Source organism: Nonomuraea sp. NPDC049486, assembly GCF_040676925.1.
Lineage (GTDB): Bacteria > Actinomycetota > Actinomycetes > Streptosporangiales > Streptosporangiaceae > Nonomuraea > Nonomuraea ferruginea.
In genome coordinates, this window is record NZ_JBFAPV010000008.1 from 164,748 (window position 1) to 186,275 (window position 21,528).

At 68.8% G+C, this 21,528-nt stretch carries 25 protein-coding genes and 1 tRNA gene; 7 read left to right on the plus strand and 19 right to left on the minus strand.

The window, feature by feature from the left end; translation table 11 throughout:
* The first annotated feature begins 103 nt into the window (after positions 1-103).
* Positions 104-2,368, plus strand: a complete 2,265-nt coding sequence (locus tag AB0K05_RS23835; RefSeq protein WP_364231673.1) for a transglycosylase domain-containing protein — start codon at positions 104-106, stop codon at positions 2,366-2,368.
* Positions 2,369-2,413: 45 nt separating this feature from the next.
* On the opposite strand, the gene AB0K05_RS23840 is transcribed toward AB0K05_RS23835, so the two are convergent.
* The gene (locus AB0K05_RS23840; RefSeq protein WP_148036280.1) at positions 2,414-2,869 is read right to left on the minus strand and encodes a GatB/YqeY domain-containing protein; all 456 of its coding nucleotides are present in this window, start codon (positions 2,867-2,869) and stop codon (positions 2,414-2,416) included.
* A 59-nt stretch (positions 2,870-2,928) separates the two neighbouring features.
* Between AB0K05_RS23840 and AB0K05_RS23845 the strand changes: the two genes are divergently transcribed.
* Together AB0K05_RS23845 and AB0K05_RS23850 are read left to right on the plus strand one after the other, a co-directional pair.
* Positions 2,929-3,822, plus strand: a complete 894-nt coding sequence (locus AB0K05_RS23845; protein ID WP_271276099.1) for a metallophosphoesterase — start codon at positions 2,929-2,931, stop codon at positions 3,820-3,822.
* 72 nt (positions 3,823-3,894) lie between these two features.
* A tRNA-Pro gene (locus tag AB0K05_RS23850) sits at positions 3,895-3,968 on the plus strand.
* 358 nt (positions 3,969-4,326) lie between these two features.
* Here the strand turns inward: AB0K05_RS23850 and AB0K05_RS23855 are convergent.
* From AB0K05_RS23855 to AB0K05_RS23895, 9 genes are all read right to left on the minus strand, one after another.
* Positions 4,327-4,455, minus strand: coding sequence for a hypothetical protein (locus AB0K05_RS23855; protein ID WP_364231676.1), 129 nt, complete (start codon positions 4,453-4,455; stop codon positions 4,327-4,329).
* 49 nt (positions 4,456-4,504) lie between these two features.
* Positions 4,505-5,020: a hypothetical protein gene (locus tag AB0K05_RS23860; protein ID WP_364231679.1), complete on the minus strand. Its 516-nt coding sequence runs from the start codon at positions 5,018-5,020 to the stop codon at positions 4,505-4,507.
* A 360-nt stretch (positions 5,021-5,380) separates the two neighbouring features.
* Positions 5,381-6,097: a hypothetical protein gene (locus AB0K05_RS23865; protein ID WP_364231682.1), complete on the minus strand. Its 717-nt coding sequence runs from the start codon at positions 6,095-6,097 to the stop codon at positions 5,381-5,383.
* Between the two features lie 70 nt (positions 6,098-6,167).
* A complete protein-coding gene (locus AB0K05_RS23870; RefSeq protein ID WP_271276095.1) occupies positions 6,168-6,458 on the minus strand; it encodes a hypothetical protein in 291 nt (96 codons plus the stop codon).
* Between the two features lie 16 nt (positions 6,459-6,474).
* Positions 6,475-6,849, minus strand: a complete 375-nt coding sequence (locus AB0K05_RS23875; protein ID WP_271276094.1) for a BlaI/MecI/CopY family transcriptional regulator — start codon at positions 6,847-6,849, stop codon at positions 6,475-6,477.
* Between the two features lie 59 nt (positions 6,850-6,908).
* A complete protein-coding gene (locus AB0K05_RS23880) occupies positions 6,909-8,612 on the minus strand; it encodes a VanW family protein (protein WP_364231686.1) in 1,704 nt (567 codons plus the stop codon).
* Positions 8,609-8,917 (minus strand): hypothetical protein, encoded by a 309-nt coding sequence (locus AB0K05_RS23885; protein ID WP_271276092.1) that lies wholly within the window; start codon positions 8,915-8,917, stop codon positions 8,609-8,611. Before AB0K05_RS23885 ends, AB0K05_RS23880 begins: the two co-directional genes overlap by 4 nt.
* 11 nt (positions 8,918-8,928) lie before the next feature.
* The gene (locus AB0K05_RS23890) at positions 8,929-9,135 is read right to left on the minus strand and encodes a hypothetical protein (RefSeq protein ID WP_271276091.1); all 207 of its coding nucleotides are present in this window, start codon (positions 9,133-9,135) and stop codon (positions 8,929-8,931) included.
* A gap of 15 nt (positions 9,136-9,150) precedes the next feature.
* Positions 9,151-9,669, minus strand: coding sequence for a carboxymuconolactone decarboxylase family protein (locus AB0K05_RS23895; protein ID WP_271276090.1), 519 nt, complete (start codon positions 9,667-9,669; stop codon positions 9,151-9,153).
* Between the two features lie 57 nt (positions 9,670-9,726).
* Between AB0K05_RS23895 and AB0K05_RS23900 the strand changes: the two genes are divergently transcribed.
* Positions 9,727-10,398 carry a GNAT family N-acetyltransferase gene (locus AB0K05_RS23900; RefSeq protein WP_271276089.1) on the plus strand — a complete coding sequence of 224 codons (672 nt, stop codon included), beginning with the start codon at positions 9,727-9,729 and terminating at the stop codon, positions 10,396-10,398.
* A 206-nt stretch (positions 10,399-10,604) separates the two neighbouring features.
* On the opposite strand, the gene AB0K05_RS23905 is transcribed toward AB0K05_RS23900, so the two are convergent.
* Genes AB0K05_RS23905 through AB0K05_RS23915 form a run of 3 tightly spaced genes read right to left on the minus strand, consistent with a single transcriptional unit; the run spans position 10,605 to position 12,146 of the window.
* On the minus strand, positions 10,605-11,582 hold the full coding sequence (locus AB0K05_RS23905) for a saccharopine dehydrogenase NADP-binding domain-containing protein (protein WP_271276088.1): 978 nt from the start codon (positions 11,580-11,582) through the stop codon (positions 10,605-10,607).
* A 46-nt stretch (positions 11,583-11,628) separates the two neighbouring features.
* The gene (locus AB0K05_RS23910) at positions 11,629-11,838 is read right to left on the minus strand and encodes a cation transporter (protein WP_148036270.1); all 210 of its coding nucleotides are present in this window, start codon (positions 11,836-11,838) and stop codon (positions 11,629-11,631) included.
* Between the two features lie 26 nt (positions 11,839-11,864).
* Entirely contained in the window at positions 11,865-12,146 is a 282-nt protein-coding gene (locus tag AB0K05_RS23915) for a metal-sensitive transcriptional regulator (protein WP_148037235.1), read from the minus strand.
* Between the two features lie 206 nt (positions 12,147-12,352).
* On the opposite strand from AB0K05_RS23915, the gene AB0K05_RS23920 reads away from it, so the two are divergent.
* On the plus strand, positions 12,353-12,595 hold the full coding sequence (locus AB0K05_RS23920) for a hypothetical protein (RefSeq protein WP_364231691.1): 243 nt from the start codon (positions 12,353-12,355) through the stop codon (positions 12,593-12,595).
* A 105-nt stretch (positions 12,596-12,700) separates the two neighbouring features.
* Here AB0K05_RS23920 and AB0K05_RS23925 read toward each other — a convergent pair whose 3' ends face one another.
* Positions 12,701-14,737 carry a SufS family cysteine desulfurase gene (locus AB0K05_RS23925; RefSeq protein ID WP_364231694.1) on the minus strand — a complete coding sequence of 679 codons (2,037 nt, stop codon included), beginning with the start codon at positions 14,735-14,737 and terminating at the stop codon, positions 12,701-12,703.
* Between the two features lie 184 nt (positions 14,738-14,921).
* On the opposite strand from AB0K05_RS23925, the gene AB0K05_RS23930 reads away from it, so the two are divergent.
* Positions 14,922-16,052, plus strand: coding sequence for a helix-turn-helix domain-containing protein (locus tag AB0K05_RS23930; protein ID WP_271276086.1), 1,131 nt, complete (start codon positions 14,922-14,924; stop codon positions 16,050-16,052).
* A 131-nt stretch (positions 16,053-16,183) separates the two neighbouring features.
* Here AB0K05_RS23930 and AB0K05_RS23935 read toward each other — a convergent pair whose 3' ends face one another.
* The gene (locus AB0K05_RS23935; RefSeq protein WP_364231697.1) at positions 16,184-16,621 is read right to left on the minus strand and encodes a hypothetical protein; all 438 of its coding nucleotides are present in this window, start codon (positions 16,619-16,621) and stop codon (positions 16,184-16,186) included.
* A 10-nt stretch (positions 16,622-16,631) separates the two neighbouring features.
* A complete protein-coding gene (locus tag AB0K05_RS23940; protein WP_364231699.1) occupies positions 16,632-17,774 on the minus strand; it encodes an amidase domain-containing protein in 1,143 nt (380 codons plus the stop codon).
* Between the two features lie 321 nt (positions 17,775-18,095).
* Here AB0K05_RS23940 and AB0K05_RS23945 point away from each other — a divergent pair, with 321 nt between their 5' ends.
* Positions 18,096-19,778, plus strand: a complete 1,683-nt coding sequence (locus AB0K05_RS23945) for a hypothetical protein (RefSeq protein ID WP_364231702.1) — start codon at positions 18,096-18,098, stop codon at positions 19,776-19,778.
* Positions 19,779-19,842: 64 nt separating this feature from the next.
* Here AB0K05_RS23945 and AB0K05_RS23950 read toward each other — a convergent pair whose 3' ends face one another.
* Genes AB0K05_RS23950 through AB0K05_RS23960 form a run of 3 tightly spaced genes read right to left on the minus strand, consistent with a single transcriptional unit; the run spans position 19,843 to position 21,489 of the window.
* Entirely contained in the window at positions 19,843-20,454 is a 612-nt protein-coding gene (locus AB0K05_RS23950; RefSeq protein ID WP_271276082.1) for an isoprenylcysteine carboxylmethyltransferase family protein, read from the minus strand.
* A 1-nt stretch (position 20,455) separates the two neighbouring features.
* The gene (locus AB0K05_RS23955; protein ID WP_364231705.1) at positions 20,456-21,118 is read right to left on the minus strand and encodes a cation transporter; all 663 of its coding nucleotides are present in this window, start codon (positions 21,116-21,118) and stop codon (positions 20,456-20,458) included.
* Positions 21,115-21,489 carry a metalloregulator ArsR/SmtB family transcription factor gene (locus tag AB0K05_RS23960; RefSeq protein ID WP_364231708.1) on the minus strand — a complete coding sequence of 125 codons (375 nt, stop codon included), beginning with the start codon at positions 21,487-21,489 and terminating at the stop codon, positions 21,115-21,117. The genes AB0K05_RS23955 and AB0K05_RS23960 overlap by 4 nt, the downstream gene beginning before the upstream one ends.
* Positions 21,490-21,528: the final 39 nt, after the last annotated feature.

Consider the following 21,528-nt stretch of genomic DNA (forward strand, 5'->3'; position numbering starts at 1 on the left):
CTCGCTGGACTCTTGACCGGGAATGACTAGTCACCCCTACCAGTCAAGGCGAAATGGTGTGGTGTTACCGTTAGCCTCACGCTTTCGACGTAGGCTTGGGACCGTGCAAGCTCAGGGCAAAGATCGTTTCGCGCCGATCCTGAACGTCATCAAACTGACGACGGCCGGCGTGGCCGCGGGCGTGCTCGCAGCCGCCGTCGCGCTGCCCGCCGTGGGCGGCGCGGGCGTCTCCGCCAAGTCGGCCGTGGGAGCGCTCGACCTCAAGCCCGAAGAGCTCGAAGAGCCACCGCTCTCCGAACGCACCAAGCTGGTCGACGCGAACGGCAAGCAGATCGCGCAGTTCTACTTCGAGAACCGCCAGTCGGTCAGCCTCGACAAGGTCGCCCCGATCATGCAGAAAGCCCTGATCGCGATCGAGGACTTCCGCTTCTACAAGCACGGACCCATCGACATCGAGGGCACCGCCCGCGCTCTGATCAAAAACCTTACCACCGGCGGCGTCACGCAGGGCGGTTCTTCCATCACTCAGCAGTACGTCAAGCAAGTGCTGGTCAACGCCGCCGAGACCGACGAGGAGAGGGCCGCCGCCACCGCCACGACCGTCTCACGCAAGCTCAACGAGCTGCGCTACGCCATGGCGATCGAGCAGAAGTACACCAAGAACGAAATCCTGGAGCGCTACCTCAACATCGCCTACTTCGGCGCGGGCGCCCACGGCATCCAGGCCGCCGCCCGGCGCTTCTTCGACAAGCCCGCCTCCGAGCTCAGCCTCGCCGAGTCCGCCACCCTCGCCGGCGCGGTGCAGAACCCCGCCCGCACCGACCCCAACGTCGGCCCCAAGTCCAGAGCCCTGCTGCTGGAGCGGCGCAACGTCGTGCTCGACCGCATGGCCGAGGTCGGCGCGATCACCCGCCCGGAGGCCGACGAGGCCAAGAAGAAGAAGCTGGGCTGGAAGGACGTCGAGATGCCCGGCGGCTGCGAGGAGAGCTCATACCCGTACTTCTGCCTCTACGTGCAGAACGAGATCCTCCTCAACAAGGACTTCGGCAAGACCGCCGAGGAGCGGCTCAAGCTCCTCCAGCGCGGCGGCCTGACGATCAAGACCACGATCGACCCGAAGATGCAGAAAGCCGCCGAGAAGGCCATCAAAAAGTACGTGAGCCCCAAGGACAAGCCGGTGGCCGCCCAGGCGATGGTCGTGCCGGGCACCGGCGAGATCAAGGCCATGGCCGCCTCGCGCAAGTTCGGCAACTCCAAGAAGAAGAACGAGATGTCCTACAACCTGGTCGCCGACGCCGCGCACGGCGGCGGCCGGGGCTTCCAGCAGGGCTCCACCGCCAAGGTCTACACGCTGACCGCGGCGCTGGCGGAGGGCATGAAGTTCGCCGACGGCTTCCCCGCCCCCAACGGCTACCGCGCCACCGGCTACAGCTCGTTCAAGGACTGCAAGGGCAACGGCGTCGGCGACCCCTCCCACACCGTCAACAACTCCAGCGAGGGCGGCGGCGGCTTCAAGACGCTGGAGAGCGGCACCTGGGGCTCGGTCAACACGTTCTTCATGAAGCTGCAGCAGTCCGTCGGCCTCTGCGACACCGTCAAGACGGCCAAGAAGATGGGGCTCAAGCGGGCCGACGGCGGGAAGCTGGGCGAGTTCGAGACCTTCACCCTCGGCATCAACGAGGTCGACCCGGTGACGGTCGCCAACACCTACGCGACCCTCGGCGCCCGCGGCAAATACTGCGCCCCGCTGGCCATCACCGAGGTCAAGGACCGCGACGGCAAGGTCACCCGGTTCAAGCCCAAGTGCGAGCAGGTCCTGGACGAGAAGGTCGCCGACGCGGTCAGCGCCATCCTGTCCGGCGTGTTCACCAAGGGCACGATGAGCGGGGTCGGCGGCATCGGCCGCGACGCCGCCGGCAAGACCGGCACCACCGACAACTACACCGCCGCCTGGTTCGCCGGCTACACGCCCAACCTCTCGTCGGCCGTCAGCATCGGCGACCCGCGCGGCGCCTTCAGCCACAACCTGATCGGCGTGACCATCGGCGGCCGCTACTACTCGTACGTGTACGGCGCCTCGATCTCCGGCCCCATCTGGAAGGAATCGATGATCTCCGCCCTCAAGGGCGTGGAGCCGGCCAAGTTCCACTCGGCCGACCGGTCCCGCTTCGGCGGCTGCAGCGACAAGTGCGCGCCCAAGCCGAAGAAGAAGGAGCGCGACGACCGCGGCGACCGCGACTTCGACGACCTGCGCGACCTGTTCGACCGCGACAACGACCGCGGTGACCGCGGCGACCGGGGACGCGGCGGCGACAACAACCGCGGCTGGGGCGACTGGAACGAGACCGGCCTGGTGCCGTCCGACTGACTGACGGACGGGCCCTCGCCACCGGAGGCCCGTCCAGCCACGACGTCAGCCCGCCAGCCTGGCGCGCACGGCGGCGGCCACCCGGCCACCCTCCGCCCGCCCGGCGACCTTCGGGTTGACCGCCTTCATGACCTGACCCATCGCCTGCGGGCCCGAGGCGCCCGTCTCGGACACGGCCTCGTCGACCAGCCTGCCCAGCTCCTCGTCGGACAACTGGGCGGGCAGATACTCCTCCAGCACCGCTTCCTCGTCGCGCTCCGCCTGGGCCTGCTCGGCGCGGCCCGCGTTGCCGAACGCCTCCGCCGCCTCCCGGCGCTTCTTGGCCTCCCGGGTCAGCACCTTGATGATCTCCGCGTCGGTGAGCTCTCTCGCCGCCTTGCCGGAGACCTCCTCGACGTTCACCGCCGCCAGGGCCATCCGGATGGTCCGCAGCCGGAGCTCGTCCCGATTCTTCATCGAGGCCGTCAGGTCGGCCTTCAGCTTGTCTTTCAGTCCGCTCATGCGGTCCATCTTGCCGCGTGCGCGGACGGCCCGTGCCGGATGTCGGGCATCATGAAGAGGTGAGGAAAGCAGTCGCAGTGCCGCTGTCAGTGCTCGGGCTCGGCGTGGCCGGCGTGGCCTACGCGTCGATCGTGGAGCGCAACTCGTTCCGGTTGCGCCGGTTCGACGTGCCGGTCCTGGCGCGGGGCCAGCGCCCCGTACGGATCCTGCACCTGTCCGACCTGCACCTGACGCCCCGGCGCACCATGCTGATCAACTGGGTGCGCTCCCTCGGCGCGCTGGAGCCCGACCTGGTGGTCAACACCGGCGACTCGATCGCCCACCCCGACGCCGTCCCGTCGCTCCTGCACGCCCTGGAGCCCTTGCTGCGCCGCCCCGGCCTGTTCGTGTACGGCTCCAACGACCTGTACGCTCCGCAGCCCAAGAACCCCCTGCGCTACCTCTGGCGCACCTCGCGCAACGAACGCCGCCAGCACACCCCGTCGCTCCCCTGGGAGGAGCTGGGCGCCGGCATGGCCACCGAGGGCTGGCTCGACATGAACAACACCACCGCCCGCGTCAAGGTCGGCGACCTCGACGTGGCGGTGGCCGGCATCCACGACTCCCACATCTCCCGCGACCGCTACGACCTCGTGGCCGGCCCCGCCCCCTCCGACGCCGACCTCCGCCTCGGCGTCATGCACTCACCCGAGCCGCGCAACATGACCCGCTTCGCCGACGACGGCTACCAGCTCCTCCTCGCCGGCCACACCCACGGCGGCCAGCTCTGCATCCCGTTCTATGGCGCCCTGGTCACCAACTGCGGCATCGACAGGAAGCGCGTCAAGGGCCTCAGCCGCCACGACTCCTCCTGGCTCCACGTGTCCGCCGGCCTCGGCACCAGCCCGTACGCCCCGGCCCGCTTCGCCTGTTTCCCGGAGGCGTCCCTGCTCACCCTCGTGCCCCGGCGCTGAGGCGGGGCCGAGTGGTCACAAGCACCCGCGAAGTCGGCTAGACTTTCCACGCACATGCAAGACGGTGTGCACCGGGGTGTAGCGCAGCTTGGCAGCGCGCTTCGTTCGGGACGAAGAGGTCGTGGGTTCAAATCCCGCCACCCCGACAGTGCAGTAGCAGGTCGAGGGCCTGATCGCTGGAGACAGCGGTCAGGCCCTCGATCGTTTGACCGTATGTCTGAACTCCGGGTTCCGCAGTCGGTAGTCACAGGTGAGCCCGAAATTGAGGGTTGACCTGGGGGAAGGCGTGCAGGACCGTAGAGGGTCGTGTGCCTACGCCCTCCGCAGCCACGCGCCAGTCGGGTCAGGCCGGCTCGAAGCCGGAGCCCCGGGCTGGCGGCGTGATGGAAAGTGCCTGTAGACGGCTCGTTGTACGGGTCGTAGCGGGGTCGTGTGGACGACGGTTCCAGCCGGTCCGGCGAGGGTTACCTGGGACAGACGGGACAATTCGCGGTTGATCCGGGGCTATCTTTGCCCACATCCGCACTCGGCGACCCGGGTCCGCAGCAGGGCCAGCCAGCAGATCAGCACGTGCGCGCGGATGCGGTGCTCGAGTCGGTGGAAGACCGGGCGCAGGAGCAGTTTGGATTTCATGCATAGAAGTAATCAATCAACCACTCATTGTCAGGGCGCTTGATGGGTTCTAACGCTCGCCGGACAGCTCCACGATCACGATGTCACCGTCCGCCGCGTGCGCTCCGATCTCCGGCGCCTCGGCGCTGTCGACCACGACCGTGACCATCGTCGTGCCGTTGCGCTGCTCGACCACGCTGTCCACCAGCGCGCTGGGCGCCAGAAGACTGGCCTGCCCCGTGTGGTGGGCATGGATGACCTGCACCCGGTATCCCGGCTTCAACTCGCTCGGCACCTGACCCGGCTTCAGCGCCAACCCCACCCGCGCCTTGCCCGCGGCAAGTTCCTCGCTCGCCGTCGTGGTCATCGCCCGGGTGAGCAACGTGTGAGGAAGGATCGTCACCGCGGCCACTGTCCTGGCGATCTGCTTGCGTTCCGACCACAGCACGTATTCCCCGCCGGCGTCGGCGATCAGCGCTTCCTGCATGACCGCCGGCCGGAATCCCTCCCCCGAGCCGACCTGCTGATTGATCCGGATCACGGAGATCCGCTGATCAGCACATTGCACGAGCAGCGTGGTGGCCAAGGCACCCCCGAGCACGAGCAAGACCGCAAGGGCGGCGAGCCCCGGCCGTCGTGGACGTAGCATCGCAGGCAGCCCACGCTCCTTCGAAGCGGTGAACGGAGTCGCCTCACTCGTGGGACGGAACGGTCTTTCGGTCGTCGACACGATCCGCAAGTCTGGCGGAAGTAACAGGCCTTGCCCCCAGAGGGTGGGGGAAGTCATCAAGAACGTCATCCTCAGGCGTATAAATCTCTACCCGATCCTTCTGGTCACTCCACCCGCTACCTCTCCAGCCGTCGGCTTTCGCGGCGAATTTCATGCGAGAACATAAGAAAAGCGCTTATGACCTGGGAGGATAGGAATCATCAATACATGCCGAAATCACACGATGGAGGCTAGGCTCGTACGATGAGCGCCGGGAAGACCTTGGTCCTGTGGGACATCGACCACACTCTGATCACCATCGGCGGCCTCAGCCACAACATCTACGCCGAAGCCTTCCAAACCGCGACGGGCCAGGCCATGCGCCAGCTCGCCGACATGACCGGCCGCACCGAACGCGCGATCACGGCGGATACCCTGCGCCTGCACCACATCGAGGTTTCGGCTGAGCTGCTGCACTCGTTCGGCCTTGCCCTCGCCGAGTCCTTCCTGACCTTCGAGGAGGAGATCAGGAAACGCGGCCAAGCCCAAGCGCCGGGCGACGAACTGTCCCTCCAGATGATCGACCGCACCGTCGAGCGTGGACACCAGCCGGAGACCGGGCAGGTGTTCGGTCATGGTCTCGATGGACGGGCCCCCGCGTACATCCCATGTGCCCCAGCCCTTCGCTGAAGAGCAGATCGCCGGGTTGCAGGGCGTCCAGCGGAACGCGCCGGTCGGCGCCCCAGCTCCATTGAGACCATGCGGTGCGGGGCTGCCGGAGGCCGGGCCGGTGTAGACCATGCCCTTGCCGTTGCGGTCACCGGTGCGGAAGGCGCCGAGCCGCCGCAGGAGCTTGGTCTGCGCGTCGACCATCTTCTCTACCTTGGCCTTCTCCCCGCGCACCTTGTCGTGGGCTGTCTCGGTCTCTGCCGCGCCGCGCGTCAGGCGCAGCAAAACATACTATTCCACATAGTGAATGATTCGGCATTGTCGCTATGAGATACGCGTGGCCCGCCCGGAGCGTTCAGTGCGGCGGACAACGGGTGACGCCGTGAAGATCGTGTCCGCTCAGCAGGGCCGCCGTACCCGTGGTGGTCAGGCCGGACCCGTCACTCAGCAGGGCCGCGCACGCCTTGAACAGCCCGGCCGGACCGTGCCCCACGACCTCGGCCGGCACGGCGAAGGCCGGCGCGGCCAGCACGACGGACGCGACCACCGAGGCGGCCGCCGCCTGCCACAGCGCGATCGCCGCCCAGGCAGTGGCCCTGCGTCCTAACCGGGGGAGGTACACGGCGGCGGCGATCGTGTAGATCACCGGACGAGAGAGGCGATCAGGCCCGGCCACCCCGGTTCGGGAACACCTGCAAGGCCGCCTCAAGCGCTGCGGCTTCCTCCGGAGTGAGCCGTTCCAGGAAGTGGACGAGCGTGGCCGCCTGGTTGTCACTGCCCGCCAGCGCCTTGCGCATCAGGTCGGCGGTGTAGGCCTCTTTGGACGCGATCGGCTCGTAGACGTAGGCGCGGCCGACGGGCTGCCGCTTGAGCAGGCCCTTCTTGTGCAGGTTGTCCATCACGGTCATCACCGTGGTGTAGGCGATCGTCCGCTCCTGGCGAAGGCCCTCCAGCACCTCACGCACCGAGGCCGGCCTGCGCCGGGCCCACATCCAATCCATGATCGTGGATTCGAGCTCGCCCAGGCCGCGCAACATGCCGTAATACTACTGGTGATCGTCGTCACACCGTTTCTTGAACGGTTCCTTCGGCGCGTTCACCGCGACTGCTCCGGCCCGTCACAGGTGAGCCGGGGCTCCGCGTCGTACACGGTGTGGAACTTCTGCTTGCGTACGACCTTCCCGTCCTCCTTGAAGATGCGCCACACGTCGATGGTGAACCCCTCCGCGCCTCCCATCGGGATGCAGTCGGGCCCCGAGTCGGTCAGGCTGGGGACCGGCTTGACGTCGTAGCGCGCCGAGCTCTCGGACTCGATCTCGTAGCGCTTGGTGCTCCAGAACTGCACGGTGATGGAGGTGCCGGTGTACGAGGTCTTGATCAGCACGCCGTACGGCGAGTCGTTGCGCCAGCGGAAATCCGGCTGGGGATAGGAGACCGTGGACTCCCGCCCGGCCGGGTAACGGGAGATGTAGTACTGGTGCGGCCTGTGCTGGACGTCTTCGAAGCCGCCGAAGAAGACCGCGTTGAACATGGTGGTGGCGAACTGCGAGATGCCTCCGCCCACGTCGTTGACGAAGCGGTTGTTGAGGATCATCGGCGCCTCGACGAAGCCGCGCGCCTTGTCGCGCTTGCCGACCACGCCGTTGAGCGAGAACGTCTCGCCCGGCCGCACCACATAACCGTCGAGGATGTCGGCGATGCGGTGGATGTTGGTCACGCGAGGAGCGCAGCACGGGTGGTGCGTGGTGTACGAGCTGACCTTCTCCTTGACGCCCAGCTTCTTCGCCTCGGCGGTGGTCACCCGCGCCTGTCGTGCCACGGCGGGCAGCTCGACGGTGCGCTCTCCCGCTGCCACGGCCTCGGCGATCGCCGGGCCGATCGCCTTGGTGTCGACGCCCCGCCCCGGCCGGGAGGGGACGACCTGCGGCTTGCCCTTGACGATTTTGAAGGAGGCGTCCTTCGGAGGCGTCGCCAGCAGTGCCTTGCCCAGGGCCGGAGCGATCTCGGAAGCCTTGAAGGACGGGCGCAGACCACCCTGCCCGTCCGAGACGAAACGCAGGCCCGCGGCCAACTGCTCTCTGGACACGTCGGCTTCCTTGCCGCCACTGGTAAGCGTGAGCGGCGACGCGACCGCCGTGCGCGCGGTGGTCGTGGTGACACGACGGACCTCGGCGGCGGTGACCTTCGGCGGCGTCGCGCGGACGTCCAGCTCCACTGACGTACGGCCCTGCTCGAAGGCCTCCCGTACGGCTCGCGCCGCCTGGTCGAGGTCGAGCGCGCGGCCGGGCTTGGGCAGGACAGCTCGCGGCTCCAGCCCCCGGTAGCGGACACTGCCTTCCCTGGGCTTCTGGTGCACGCTCTCGGCCAGCTCCCCGAGTGCGGCGGTGAGCCGCCCCTGATCCACCGTGACCTTGGGAGGAACCTCGCGACTGCCGAAGAGCGAGCGGGCGACGCCTACCGGGGTGACGGCGCCGTCCATGGCGACCTCGACCGTCGCCCCGGTGTCGAAGCCGAACCCCAGCTCGGCGGGTGTCACTTGTTCCCGCTTCTTCCCGGCGATCAGCGTCAACGGCTCCTCCACTCGCTTCCTCAGCTCCTCGTCCAGCCGGGAGCGGGCGGCCTCGGGTGACATTCCGCCGACGTCGACCCCGTCCACCCGCGTACCGGGTGGAACCTCGCCGGCGAGCAGAACGGCCGGCACGGCGTAGGCCAGTATCGCGACGAGGACGGCGACGGCCGGGATGAGCACGCCGGGCGAGCGCAGGCGGCTCCGGTCCTGGCGCGGGTGATGATCGCTCATGTGCCCGCCGGTCGGAAGGCGACGTCGCCACCCTTGTTCCGCGACTCGTGGACAGTGCCGTCTTCGAGGGCGGCGAGCAGCCGGTTGCCGTCAACGGCGGCGAACGCGACGACTCGCCCCGCGCCGCCGGCCTGCCAGGTGCGCCCGCCGTCACAGCTGGTTTGAACGCGTCTCTCGGCGTCCACACCCACCAGCGGAGTCCAGCTCTCGCCGTCGCCGGGACTCGACCGTACGCGGCCGGTCCGGCCGTCGTGGGCGTACAGCTTGTCGCCCGCGGTTGCGGCACGAAGCCGTGGATCGCGCATGACTCACCCTACTAGCCGATATAGTACTTCAGCCCACGCAGGCAACCCTGACTGCCGCCTGCATCGCGGGCTTTACTGGACCATACCTGCATCAATGGACCGATATGTGCGGCAGTAGTGGCGCAGGCCCAGTACGGCGGGCTGGTGACGATGCAGTCCACCGAGCCTGCGGGCATCTCTGCGAGCACCTGGCGGGCGTCTCCCTGGTAGATCGCCATGCATCGTGCTGCTGCTCAGTTCGCTGGTTGCAGGCCGGCCAGAAGGTTGAAGGCCCCGGTCAGCAGGTTGAGTGTGACCACGCCGACGATCTCCGCGATGATGCGGTCGCTCCAGCCGTGCGCGCGGAGGTCTGCGACATCCGCGTCGGTGATGGAGGACGGCTCGGCCAGCACCCGTACGGCCACGGCGATCAGGGCTGCCTCTCTGGCGTCGGTGGACGTGCCCTGCCGGGCCAGGGCGATGTCGGCCTCGCTGAGCCCGGCCGCGCGCCCGGCCTCGACGTGCGCCTGCATGCAGGTGCCGCATCCGATCCACTCCTGGACGGCGAGCGAGACCTTCTCGCTGAGGGCGCGGGGCAGCTTGACCCGCTTCATGGCGCGAGAGAAGTTCAGGTAGCCCTCAAGCAGCGCCGGCGAGTGCGCCATGGTGGCGACCATCTCCCCCACGCTTCCTCTCCTGTCGAGGATGTCGTTCAGCAGTTCCTTGGACCTGCCCGGGGCGTCGGCAGGCTCAAGCGGGACGAGACGTCGCATATGTCCTCCTCAAGACTCTCGATGTACCATACCCCCCTACCGTATAAGGAGGAAGGCGTGGAGCGATGGCTCGTTGAGCATCTGTCCCACTGGCTCGGCGGCTGGCCCGCAGTGACCGAGCTGGACATCGTCGGCGCGGACGTGCGCGATCATCCCGGCTGGGACGGCAAGATCCATCCCGCGATCGGGGTGTCCAGCCCCGAGGCAGGCGTGTTGTCGCTCCCTCCACACGCCGTCACGGCCGCGACGAAGCTGTACGCCGAGGACAGGGACCTCGCCGTGCTGGGGCCGCGGGTTCCCGCCCTGGCGGGCTTCCCCGAGCGCGGCTGGTTCACCGCCGTCTACCGCTGGACCACCCACCCCGAGCCCTTGCCCGACGCCGGTACCTGGATGGCCGCGGACGCCCCCGGCGTACCGGACTGGCTGCTGCCCTTCGGCGGGGATGTCCTGGTGGCCATGGACCCCGCAACCGGCGAGCACCTGGCCGGGGTGGGAATCAAACGGCACGACGCCTACGGCCGCGAACTGGCAGTGGTGACCGCTCCCCAGGCCCGCGGCCGGGGCCTCGCCCGCCGCCTGGTCGCCCAGGCGGCCAGACGGGTGCTGGACGAAGGCGCCCTGCCCACCTACATGCACGACCCCGCCAACCGGGCCTCCGCGGCGGTGGCCGAAGCCGCCGGCTTCCCCGACCGGGGATGGTTCGCCTTCGGCGCCGCCGAAGCCCGTTGATCACACTGCTTCACGGCGGGGCACTCCGCCGCGTCAGAACAGATCGCGCTGCACCGCGCATGCTCATCTACGACCGTCACATCGCCGTCGTACAAGCCGATCCAGAGTCCCTGCAGGCCGGCACTGTGCTGATTCGCGGCGGCGGCCGACTCGGCCGGCTCGACCCCGGCTGACCGGTGAGCGGCGGAACCCTGCTCCCACGAGGTTCAGCAATTGACGTCGACGACGAACCCGCTGGCGGCCAGTTCGGTCAGGAAGGCGATCGGGTCCACCAACTGCTCGATGTGGCGGACGCCGGCCGGCAGTCCGGGCAGGTCGCGGACGAGCAGCGCGGCCGCGCGGCCGGTCGCACAACTCTGTGAGTGCCCGCCGAACGACGCCTGAGCCGCTCCGGCGCTGACCGTCACCGCGAAGCCGTCGCTTCCGAGGTGGACCTTCGCCAGCGTCTTGAGCAGCAGCTCTCGTATCCGGGGACGGCGCAGCAGCCCTGCGATGGCAGGGCGCCGGGCGGCGGCCAACAGCGTGGTGAACAGGCGGGAGTCGAGGCACAAGCCCGTGCGGGCGGACGGTACGGCGATCGTCCGGGGCAGCGTGTACTGGTCGGAGAAGGGGAAACGATGCACGATACGGGCACCGTACGGCTCGGGGAAGGCCATCGTCCACGAGCCTTCGAGCGCGCCCAGCCCGTCCAGTGTCCAGGCGATCGCCGCCGAGCCGTGCTGCTCCCCCGAGCCGAGCAGCACGCCGATGTGCAGGTCGCTGCCCGGTGACCGCTCGGCGACCACGCGCGCCAGCAGGTTGGTGACGCCGGGAACGAGGCCGACACTCAGGACGGCGGTCGCGCCGCGCGCCGCGGCGAGATCGTCCAGTTCCTCGATCGTGGCCAGTACGTCATGGGAGGCCGACACGTCGACATAGCCGATGCCGCGCTCCAGGCAGGCGCGGGCGACGGCGGCATTGTCGATCTCGGCGCACATAAGCACCGTCGTGATTCCCTCCAGTGACCTGGCCAGGTCAGCGGGGTCGGCGGCGTCCACGCGAACCGACGTCACACCGGCAATGGGCCGGGCACGGCCTGGATTGCGCCCAGCGACGATCACCTCTGTGTCGGGACGTCCTGACAGAGCCAGGGCGGCCTCGCGGCCGACCGCACCATATCCACCGAGGATGAGGACGGCGCTCACCGACGGGCCCCTTCCGCAACCGTCCGCCCGAGAATGAACGTGGTGTTCACTGGTTCGCCACTTCGTAACCGGCCTCTTCGACGGCGGCGGTGATCTTCGCTGGGTCGACGGGGCCGTCGCTGTTCACGGTCAGCAGGCCGGTCGCCAGGTCCACCTCGACGTTGGTGACACCGGCCACTTCACTGACCTCCTCCTTGACGGAGCTGACGCAGTGGCCGCAGGTCATGCCCTTGACGGTGTAGGTGGCGGTGCTCATATCGATCTCCCTTTCAATCCGGTCGGTCAGGAACGAACAAGCCGTGCGATGGCGTCGGAGGCCTCCTTGACCTTGGCCTCCGCCTCGGGCCCGCCCTTCTGCGTGGCCTCGGCGACGCAGTGGGCCAGGTGCTCTTCGAGCAGCGCCAGGGAGAACGACTTCAGCGCGCTGGCCGCTGCCGACACCTGCGTCAGGATGTCGATGCAGTACTTGTCGTCCTCGACCATGCGCTGCAGGCCGCGGACTTGCCCCTCGATACGGCGCAGGCGCATCGCATGGTTCTGCTTGCTGTGGCTGTATCCGGCCATGTCCACTCCCCTCTGGTTCGGTTGTTCGGAATAACACCATACCCCCCTATGGTATTTCTGCCATTCGCGGGTGGCCCTTGCCGCCGGCCGTACACGATTGAAGGAGTCCGCATGCCGCACATGATCCGCAAGCCAGGCGTCCTCGGCGGGACGTCGCTGGCCGTTTCCTCGCCGGAGTTCATTTCGTCAATGACGCGATCACCGCGATGCTCGGAGCCCTGCTGCCGACGTTGCAGGATCGCTTCGGGCTCGGACCGGCCCTGCTGTCCGTGCTCGTGCCAGGATCGCTCGATCGGCCCAGCCCGGTTCCGCACGACGATCTGACGCCGCAGTACCGTCACCTCATGCCGGAGCACCATGATCTCGGCGTCCAAGGCCGCCTCGCTTCAGCCCAGGAGGACCAACCAGCCGAGTACCCGGACCACGATCAAATACAGGAGATGGGCTGACACCAGAGCCGATCTGGGCCGTTGGGTCGGGCACGGGCGAACTCATGAACTGGGGCGCCGAAAGGCCACCCCCGGCGGGAAGTGGCCCTCGGGGAAGAGCGGCGGTCAGGCTCGGGCGGTCACCAGGGTCACCGCGGTCTCCGAGTGGACGCCGGTCTCATCCGTGCAGTGCGCCAGATTCGCGCGTACGGCGGCCGCGAGGTCGGCGCGACGCGAACCGATGTACGGGCTGACCGCGGAGAAGTCGAACAGGCAGCAGATCGCGTCAGGCCCCCCGGGAAGGGTGGCCGGCAGCGTCCATTCGCGGAGTTCGATGTCCACGAAACCGGCCTCCTTCGCCAGCATGGCGACCTCGATCCCGGGCAGGGACCACGGTTCCTCGAAGAGGCCCGCCTTGTCCGGGCCGAGGACGGTGGCGACGGCGTCGTGCAGGGCGCGGAAGAGGGGGTTGCGGTGCAGCGGCTGCCACGTGGCGATGGCGATCCGCGCGCCGGGGCGGGCGGCCCGCCGCATCTCGGCCAGCGCCGCGCCGCGATCGGGAACGAACTGCAGGACCTGCTGCATGGTGATCAGGTCGAACGCTTGGTCGGAGACGTGCAGCGGGGTGGCACCGCATTCCACGTACTGGATGGGGGCGCCGTCGAGGGCAGGCAGTTCAGCGGCGAGGGCGAGCATGGCGGGGTTGAGGTCGGTGCCGACCACGGCGCCGGTGGGGCCGACCGCCTTGGCCAGCACCCTGGCGACAGTGCCGGGGCCGGTGCCGACGTCGAGCGCCTTGGTGCCGGGGGCCGGCGCCAGCGCCTCCACCATGTACTCCGCCCACGGCTGGAAGATCGACGGGAGCAGGATGTCCTGGTACTGCCGTACCAGGCTGACGTCGAAGGAGGTGCCCGCGGTCACGGCGGCCCGGGACCTCGTGGCCGTTTCGAGGGTCTCGGCGAGGATGTCGACCTCGTCGGGGGAGTTGTACAGGTAGAACGAGGCCCGGATCGCAGCGGGGACGCCGAATCGGCTGCACGCGAGCTGCGCGCAGTGGTTGCCGGACCGGACGGCGATGCCCGCCTCGTCCAGACTCGCGCGCATGCGCTGGAGCGGGATGCTGTCCACCACGAACGACAGGAGCGGCAGCCGGTTCGCGGTGTCGGTCGGGCCGATGAAGCGGATGCCGGAAACATCGCCGAGCCGGTCCAGGGCGTACTCGATCAGGGCCTGGTCATGGGCGGCGATCGCGTCCATGCCGATGTTGCTCAGGAAGTCGCAGGCGGCGCCAAGGCCGACGGCCTGCGCGACCGGGGGTGTGCCGGCCTCGAACTTGAGCGGGGGCGCGGCGTAGTGCATGGCGTCCACCGCGACGTGCTCGATCATCTCGCCGCCGCCGAGGAAGGGCGGGAGCTCTTCCAGAAGTTCGTACCTGCCCCACAAGGCGCCGATTCCGGTCGGGCCGCACATCTTGTGGCCGGAGAACGTGACGAAGTCGGCTCCCAGCGCGGTGACGTCGATGCCGAGGTGCGGGACCGACTGGGCCGCGTCGACGACCATCAGGGCGCCGACCTCATGCGCGCGGGCGGCGATCGTTGCGACCGGGTTCACCGTGCCCAGGATGTTCGACGCGTGCACGACCGTGACGACCTTGGTCCGTTCGTTGAGCTTCTCGCTCAGGTCGGAGAGGTCCAGGCGGCCGTCGTCGGTGATGCCGAGATATCTGACCTTCGCACCCACCCGCTCGGCCAGCAGCCGCCAGGGGATCAGGTTGGAGTGGTGCTCCATCTCGGTCAGGACGATCTCGTCGCCGGGACCGACGCGGAGCCGTCCGTCCGCCCAGATGAACGAGTTGGCCAGCAGGTTGACGGCCTCGGTCGCGTTCTTGGTGAACACGATCTCCTCGGCTCGCGGTGCGCGCACGAACGCGGCGATCTTGCTTCGCGCCCCTTCGTACAGGTCGGTCGCCTGCACGGCCAGCCGGTACACGCCACGGTGCACATTCGCATTGGTGCGGATGTAGTAGTGGTTCAACGCGCCCAGGACAAGGGCGGGTTTCTGCGTGGTGGCGGCGCTGTCGAGGTACACGGGTGGGCGGGAACCGTCAAGGGCGGTTTCGAAGAACGGGAATTCCTTCCGAATCGACTCGACGTCGATCGCCATCGTGGTCTCCTCCTGCCGAATGGTGTAGCGGCATTGTCGGCGGAGCCCGACCGGATAGATCCAACTGGAGTTGCTTCGTGGCGAACCCTTCAGCGTAACCCACATTTCACCAAGGTCGAGCGGCAAGGAGTCGCCGTCATTTCCGGCCACCGAGGGCCTCGAATTCCTCACTTAATGTGGCGGCATGGTCGGCGATTTCTTGGTTGACGGCGCGCGGATCATGGCCAGGCGCCGTTCGCGCGGCCTTACCCGGAGAATTCTGGCCGACCTGGTCGGCTGCAGCGAGGAATGGCTCCGCCTGGTCGAGAACGGGGTGAAACCCCTGGATCGGCTGTCGACCATCATGCGGATCGCCGAAGTGCTCCGCGTCGAGGATCTCTCCGAGTTCGTCGGCGGCCGGACGAAACTCCCGCCCGCCTGCGAGCACGGCGAATCCGACGAGGTCGGGAACGCGCTGCTGCTGCCCGGCCGGTTCACCGGCGAGGCGACCGAGAGCGTGCTGCGGGTGCAGCACCACGTGATGACGGCGTGGGAGATCTGGCAGCGCTCGCCCCACCGCTACACCGAGACGCGGCGCCGCCTGCCGCCGCTGCTGTCGATGGCCGACCTGTCGGCCAGGGGCGCCACCGGCGCGGACCGGGAAGCCGGTACGGCCGGCCTCACCCAGGTGTACCGGCTGTTCGCGGCGCTGCTGCGAAGCTGCGGCCAGCACGCGCTGGCCCTGGTCGCCGCCGATCGCGCGGTGGCCTCCTCGGCGGGTTCGGCGATCACGAAGGCTGAGGTGGCGGGCGTGCTCGTCTCGCTCGGCCGGTACGCCGACGCGCGCTGGCTGTGCCTGGCGGTGATCGACGAGCGGCCCGAGTCGCTGGAGGTCACCGGGCTCTGCTATCTGACGGCCGCGCTCGCCGCCGCCGAGGAGAGCGACGTGCTGCGGGCCGAGGAGCTGCTGAACCACGCCCGTAGGATCGGCGACCGGCTGGGCACGGAGTTCGCACTGGAGGTGGACCTGCACCGAGTCGCGGTCGCGGTCCGGATGGGCCGGTGCGCGCAGGCGATCCGCCTCGCCGCGGGTGTCGATGCCGACCGCCTCCCCGACAGGGACCGCCAGGCGCGGCACCTGCTGGCCGTGGCCACCGCGCACGCGATGGACGGCGACTCGAGCGCGGCCATGGCGCTGCTGTGGCGGATCGTCGAGGGCTGCCCGGAGGAGCTGCGATTCAACGCGGACGCCGGACCGGTGCTGGCCCGGCTGCGGGCGATGGACTGCGAGTCGACCCGAGGGGAACTTCGGCAGATGACCCGGATCACCTCTTGATTCATCAACGTCGGGGCATGGACGACGCGCTTCTCGGCCGTTCGGGACGACCACGCCCGTCGCCATCTCCGCGAACACCGACTTCCCCCTGCCGGATGAGGACACACCGCACGGCAAGACCTGGACGTACCTCAGCCTGAAGGGCGGGCCGTCGAGGCCGGGGTCTTCGCCGGTTGAGGATGCGATCCCAAGGCGACATACCAGCGCCGATCCTGGCGAGTGAGCACCAAGGTCTCGGCATAGTGCCCAGAGGTGCCGCGGCCCACGAGCCGGGCGGTCGCCACCTTCGGCGAGATCTCGCTGCTGATGTCGACGTTCTCAAGCCGGATCTGCCGGCCGCCGTGCATCTCCAGCCGCCGCTGGATGTCGGCTGCCGGGTCGTTCCCGATCGGGGCCAGCAGGGCGAGCCGCTGCGCGTCGTGCTGGTTCAGCCCGGTCACGTAGGCGTCCACCGCGGCCCGGGGGCTGGCGGCTCCTCCGGGCGCCTCCGTGAGGCCGCATCCGAACAGCAGCGCGCATCCGGCGAAGGCCAGGACGAGCCTCCGCCGGATGTCCGAGATGATGCTCATATCTGCCGTGTCACGTCCGATGTGCGTAGAACCATGCATCGGGGGTCGCCGCGATGATGCTGCTCAGTCTCTTGTTCAGAGTATTGGTGCTGTGGTAGGTCATGTACAGTTCGTCGGCGTTCTGTCCTGAACCGTCGCGGCCGGTGACGAACATGGAGTGGCTGATGTTGTCGTTCCGGTCGAAGTCGATTTGCAGGACGTCGCTGACGCCCATTTCCCAGATGTAGTCGAGCGGCTCCGTCCGGCCGGAATTGAAGGGACTGGCGAACCAGTACCAGTTCTCGGCCGCCGCCCAGGTGTAGGTGGTGGTCCAGTTACCTTCGTGCCCGTAGTACCACTGGTCGGGGAGGGTCCGGTTCTCGCCTGGCCAGGAGCCCGTCTCCGCCCAGCCTCCGGCCTTGACTATCTGCGACAGGAAGTTGGTGCAGTCGCCGCCTTCACCGCCGTAGGTCCGGTAGTTCGGGTTGTAGTTGCTCCAGTATTGGAGGGCGTATCTCGTCATCGCGCCGTAGTCGTAGGCGAGTGTGGAGTTACCGGGAGCACGATAGGTGGGGGACGATTTGTCGGGCACCGTGCCCTGGGACGTCGTCCGTGGCCGGGATGTGCTGCTGAGCTTCTTACTGGATGGAACGGCTTTGGACGGTACGGTTACTGCGGTGCTCGGGTAGGTGTCGGGAGCGAGGTCTCCCACGCGGATATCCGGCGCGTCATGGCTGAGCACCCACTGGCTTCCTTCCAGGGTGTACGTCAGGGTGTGACGCAGCTGGTATTGCTCGGCCTCCGGACTGCCTGGCGTCGTGCGGGCGTAGAACAACGTGGTGTTCTCGGTCAGCTTGACCGTCGCGGTCTTGCCGCTGGTCGATATCTGCGTGTCGGAGACGGTGACCTCGCCCCGGCTGTGCCCGCCGTTGGCTGATCTCAACTTCTCGCGGCGTACGTCGATCGCGGCGGAGTCGGCTCGGAGCGTCTCCTTGAGCTGCTCGCTCGCCGGCGTCGCGTGGAGTGCGGTGCCCCGCGAGTCGCCGGTCAGTTGGGCGACTCGCGATTTGAGGTACATCAGTGCGGCGGTTTCGATGTCTTCGGCCGAAGCGTGTGTGTCGGCCGAATATGCGGGTGTGCTGATTGCCATCAGACAAGCGGTGGCCGCGGCCACCCATAAGTGCCGTTTCCTTGTACGCACGATGCCTCCCCGTAACTATTGTCATGACAACCCGTTGATCGCTTCGTAAGGATCTCTTGCGAGGGGATATCCGTCAACACTGCGCATGCCGGAAAACGCATGTCGGTGCCGCATGGACGAGTAACCGTCCGGGGCGGCCAGGGTGTCAGCTCCGGTGGTCAATCCTTGATCCGTGCCGCGCTAAGATCATCCATGCTTCCGGATGGTTTCTGGCGGGTTATCAGGATTGGATTAGTAGGTCTGGTTCTTGCGGCGACGGTCGCGGGCCTGCTGATCGGTGATGCCTGGCTCTGGGTGGCCGTCGAATGGGCGCCGCCGGCCTATGCGGGCTTCGCCGGGCGAGAAGGGTTCGGCACCCCGACGGTCGTGGCGCTGCTCGTGGCCGCCCCGGTGAAGGCCGCGTTCCTGTGGCTGATCCTGCGCGCTCCTGCGCGGGGGCCGCTCGACCGCCGGGAGAAGGCGCTGCGCGGGCTGCTGTATCTGGCGGTGGCGGACGGCCTCGTGCTGTGGTACCCGATCGCGCTGCTCCCCGACGCGGTCGACGCGGCCTTCCAGCTCGCGCTGTGGGCCGCGATCGACGTTCTCTTCCTGCTCGTCATCCGCTGGCGGTCCGGCATGCTGCGGGCGGCGGCCGGCGCGATGTTCGCCGTCGAGCTGGTCGTGATGACCGACGAGCTGCTCGACGACCTCGACCTCCCAGAGCTCGGCGCGGGCGACATCGTCGTACCGATCTTGATGCTGGGCGGAGTGGCGGGGATCCTCATCACGGTCATCGGGCAGTGGCGCGACGGCCGGTGGAGCCGTGGCACGCTGACCGCCGGTTGGCTGTCGGTGGGCGTCTACGCGCTGGTGCTCCCGCTCGACATTCTCCTCGACACGATCCCCGGCGACGGTCTGGCGGTGTCGGTCCTGATGGAGGCGGTGACCCTCGTCAGCACCGTGTGGATCGCGGCGACCGCCCGTGAAATGCCTAGAAAGGACCGCCTGGCGGACCTTCCGCCCGCGCGGCAGCGCGCGATCCGCGTCGCGGTGGCGGCCGTGGCCGTGCTGCTGGTCATCGCGCAGATCCACCCGGAGCAGACCGCGCACCTCACCCACACCGGCTGGTCGATGGACTGCTATGACCGGCCCAGCTTCGGCGACCTGAAACCTGAGGAGCGCGACGCCGCGTTCCTGTGCCTGGCGCGGAGCAGAGACGGCGGGGTTCCGCCCATCTTCCCGGACAGCCTGTCGGACCAGGGCGTCCTCTCGTACGCGCGAGCACTGTGCCGTGCGAAGGACCGCGACGAGCAGACGGCGATCCTGACGCGGGCCGGGAGCGCGCGGCCCGCGTGGGGCGCGGACCCGTGGGACCTCGTCTACGTCTGCCCCGAGATCATCGGCGCGACCCACCCCGAGCTGCTGCGGTCGACCGCGGAGAAGAAGGCGGCGAGCGACGCCTACCTCGCCGAGAGAAACGCGAGTTGCCGCGACCCGTGGCCCCGGACGAAGGGTGTCGTCCAGGCCACGGCCACCTACTTCCTGTTCGCCGACGGCGATGCCGGATATCTGGTCCACGATCCCGGCGACCCCGCGGCCGGCGAGGCGGCGGAGCGGGCGACGGACAAGGTCTACGACGACAGCGCCGGCATCGGGGTGGCCCGCAGCGCGGTGCTCATCGGGCACGTCGAGGACGTCATCGATCTGTGCCTCACCGTGAAGGCCCTCCGCACCGCGCCGCCCCGGCGGACGGCCGGGTGGGATCAGGTCAACGAGGTGCCGATCGTCAGCCGCAGCGGCCGGCTCACCGTGCCGGAGATGGGCGACGGAGAGGTGGGCGCGGGTGCCCCGATGCCGAACCTGGCGATCGCGGGGAAGGGCCGCTACCGGCTCCGCGTCTACGTGCGGGTCGGCGAGGCGGGTGAGGAGCACCTCGTCGTGGTGTTCCCCGGCGCGTCGAGGAAGAGGGTCGAGCTGAAACGGTGGACAGCTCGATGATCACGATCTCCGGTGCGATGGCGCTGCCGACCACGTGGAAACGCCGAGATCTCGTCCATCGTCGTCAGGAGGTGTGCGGCATGCGGCCGATGCCGGGCAGGAAGCGGCCGACGCGCGCCGCGTACCGCAGATAGGCGGCGCCGTGCACGCGCCGGAGATACGGTTCTTCGACGGCGCGGACCTGCAGCTCGATCGCCACGACGGCCAGAACCAGCGCGGCCAGGGAGATCAGGTTGGGGACCATGGCGGCCAGCCCGGCAGCAGTGGCGATCATGGCGGTGAAGATGGGGTTGCGCGCGAGGGCGAAGGCGCCGGTGGTGACCAGGTCGGTGGTCTCGCTCTCGGCCACGCCGATGCGCCAGGAGGCGCCCATCGAGGTCTGCGCGGCCAGCGTGGCCGCCACTCCGAGCAGGGCCAGCACTGTTCCGGCCGCCTGCAGGGGCCGCTGGTCGATGCCGGGCAGCGGCGGCAGGCCGGCCAGGGCTGCGGTCGGCCCGGCCGCGCCGGCGGCCAGAGCGGCGACGAACAGGAGTTTCGCCCACCACTGGACGCTGCCACGGGCGAGGGCTGCACCGCGGAAGCCGGCGTCTCCGGTGCGGCGCCACTGCACCCAGCTGCGCAGCCCGAACGCCAGCAGGGCCCAGGCGAGATAGATGACCAACGCGGTGACGGGCATGTCAGTCTCCCGGGCAGGAGCAGCCGGGGGCGCAGGCCTGGGTGGTCACGCAGCAGGCGTGGCCGCGCCAGGCGTCGCGGCCTTCCTTGACCGCGACGGCGGCGATGACCAGGGCGGCGATCGGGTCGGCCCAGGACCAGCCGAAGGCGCTGTTGAGCGCCAGGCCCACGAGCAGCACGGCGGACAGGTACGTGCACAGCAGCGTCTGCTTGGAGTCGGCCACCGCGGAGGCGGAGCCGAGCTCGCGGCCGGTGCGGCGCTGCGCGGCCGACAGGAACGGCATGATCACCAGCGACAGCGCGGCCAGGACCAGGCCGGGGGTGGAGTGCTCGGCCTCGCCGCCGCCGAGCAGGGCGCGCCCGGCGTCGAAGGTGACGTAGGCGGCCAGCGCGAAGAACGAGACCGCGATGACGCGCAGCGCGGCCTTCTCCCGCTTCTCGTGGTCGGCGGCGGAGAACTGCCAGGCCACCGCGGCGGCGGAGGCGACCTCCACCACGGAGTCGAGACCGAAGCCGATCAGGGCGGCGGAGGAGGCGACGGCTCCGGCGGTGATGGCCACCACGGCTTCGATCACGTTGTACGTGATGGTCGCGGCGACCAGGAGCCGGACGCGGCGCCGCAGGACGTCCCGCCGCACCGGGACGGTGACGTTCGGCGCGGTCACGACACCGTCTCCCCGGCCTCCCGTACGGGACACAGCGCCACGGCGTGGCCGGTGGCGGCCAGCAGCTGCTCGGCCGAGGCGAGCAGGTCCATCAGCTCGGGCCGGGTCAGGGAGTAGAAGGACTGGCGGCCTTCGGCGCGGTAGCCGACCAGGCCGCAGTCGCGCAGGCAGGCCAGATGCTTGGACACCGTGGACTGGGCCAGCCCGAGCTGGGTGGTCAGGTCCACCACGCGGGCCTCGCCGCGCGCGAGCCGCTGCACGATGCGCAGCCGGGTCTCGTCGGCCAGGGAGTGGAACATCGCCACCGCCGGGGAGACGCCGGCGGCGATGTCCGCGCTGACACAACGGCCGCCATCAGAATCAATCGCCATATGGCGATGATAGCCCGATACCACGATGCATATGCAAGA

Coding starts and splice junctions, on each gene's coding strand:
- AB0K05_RS23885 (WP_271276092.1), bottom strand. CDS start 8,917: ATGCGCGATCCACGGCTTCGTGCCGCAACCGCGGGCGACAAGCTGTAC.
- AB0K05_RS23890 (WP_271276091.1), bottom strand. CDS start 9,135: ATGGCGATCTACCAGGGAGACGCCCGCCAGGTGCTCGCAGAGATGCCC.
- AB0K05_RS23910 (WP_148036270.1), bottom strand. CDS start 11,838: ATGAGCACCGCCACCTACACCGTCAAGGGCATGACCTGCGGCCACTGC.
- AB0K05_RS23950 (WP_271276082.1), bottom strand. CDS start 20,454: ATGCCCGTCACCGCGTTGGTCATCTATCTCGCCTGGGCCCTGCTGGCG.
- AB0K05_RS23935 (WP_364231697.1), bottom strand. CDS start 16,621: ATGAGCATCATCTCGGACATCCGGCGGAGGCTCGTCCTGGCCTTCGCC.
- AB0K05_RS23920 (WP_364231691.1), top strand. CDS start 12,353: ATGCTCGGAGCCCTGCTGCCGACGTTGCAGGATCGCTTCGGGCTCGGA.
- AB0K05_RS23930 (WP_271276086.1), top strand. CDS start 14,922: ATGGTCGGCGATTTCTTGGTTGACGGCGCGCGGATCATGGCCAGGCGC.
- AB0K05_RS23925 (WP_364231694.1), bottom strand. CDS start 14,737: ATGGCGATCGACGTCGAGTCGATTCGGAAGGAATTCCCGTTCTTCGAA.
- AB0K05_RS23960 (WP_364231708.1), bottom strand. CDS start 21,489: ATGGCGATTGATTCTGATGGCGGCCGTTGTGTCAGCGCGGACATCGCC.
- AB0K05_RS23895 (WP_271276090.1), bottom strand. CDS start 9,669: ATGCGACGTCTCGTCCCGCTTGAGCCTGCCGACGCCCCGGGCAGGTCC.
- AB0K05_RS23875 (WP_271276094.1), bottom strand. CDS start 6,849: ATGTTGCGCGGCCTGGGCGAGCTCGAATCCACGATCATGGATTGGATG.
- AB0K05_RS23880 (WP_364231686.1), bottom strand. CDS start 8,612: ATGAGCGATCATCACCCGCGCCAGGACCGGAGCCGCCTGCGCTCGCCC.
- AB0K05_RS23855 (WP_364231676.1), bottom strand. CDS start 4,455: ATGAAATCCAAACTGCTCCTGCGCCCGGTCTTCCACCGACTCGAGCAC.
- AB0K05_RS23915 (WP_148037235.1), bottom strand. CDS start 12,146: ATGGCCGGATACAGCCACAGCAAGCAGAACCATGCGATGCGCCTGCGC.
- AB0K05_RS23840 (WP_148036280.1), bottom strand. CDS start 2,869: ATGAGCGGACTGAAAGACAAGCTGAAGGCCGACCTGACGGCCTCGATG.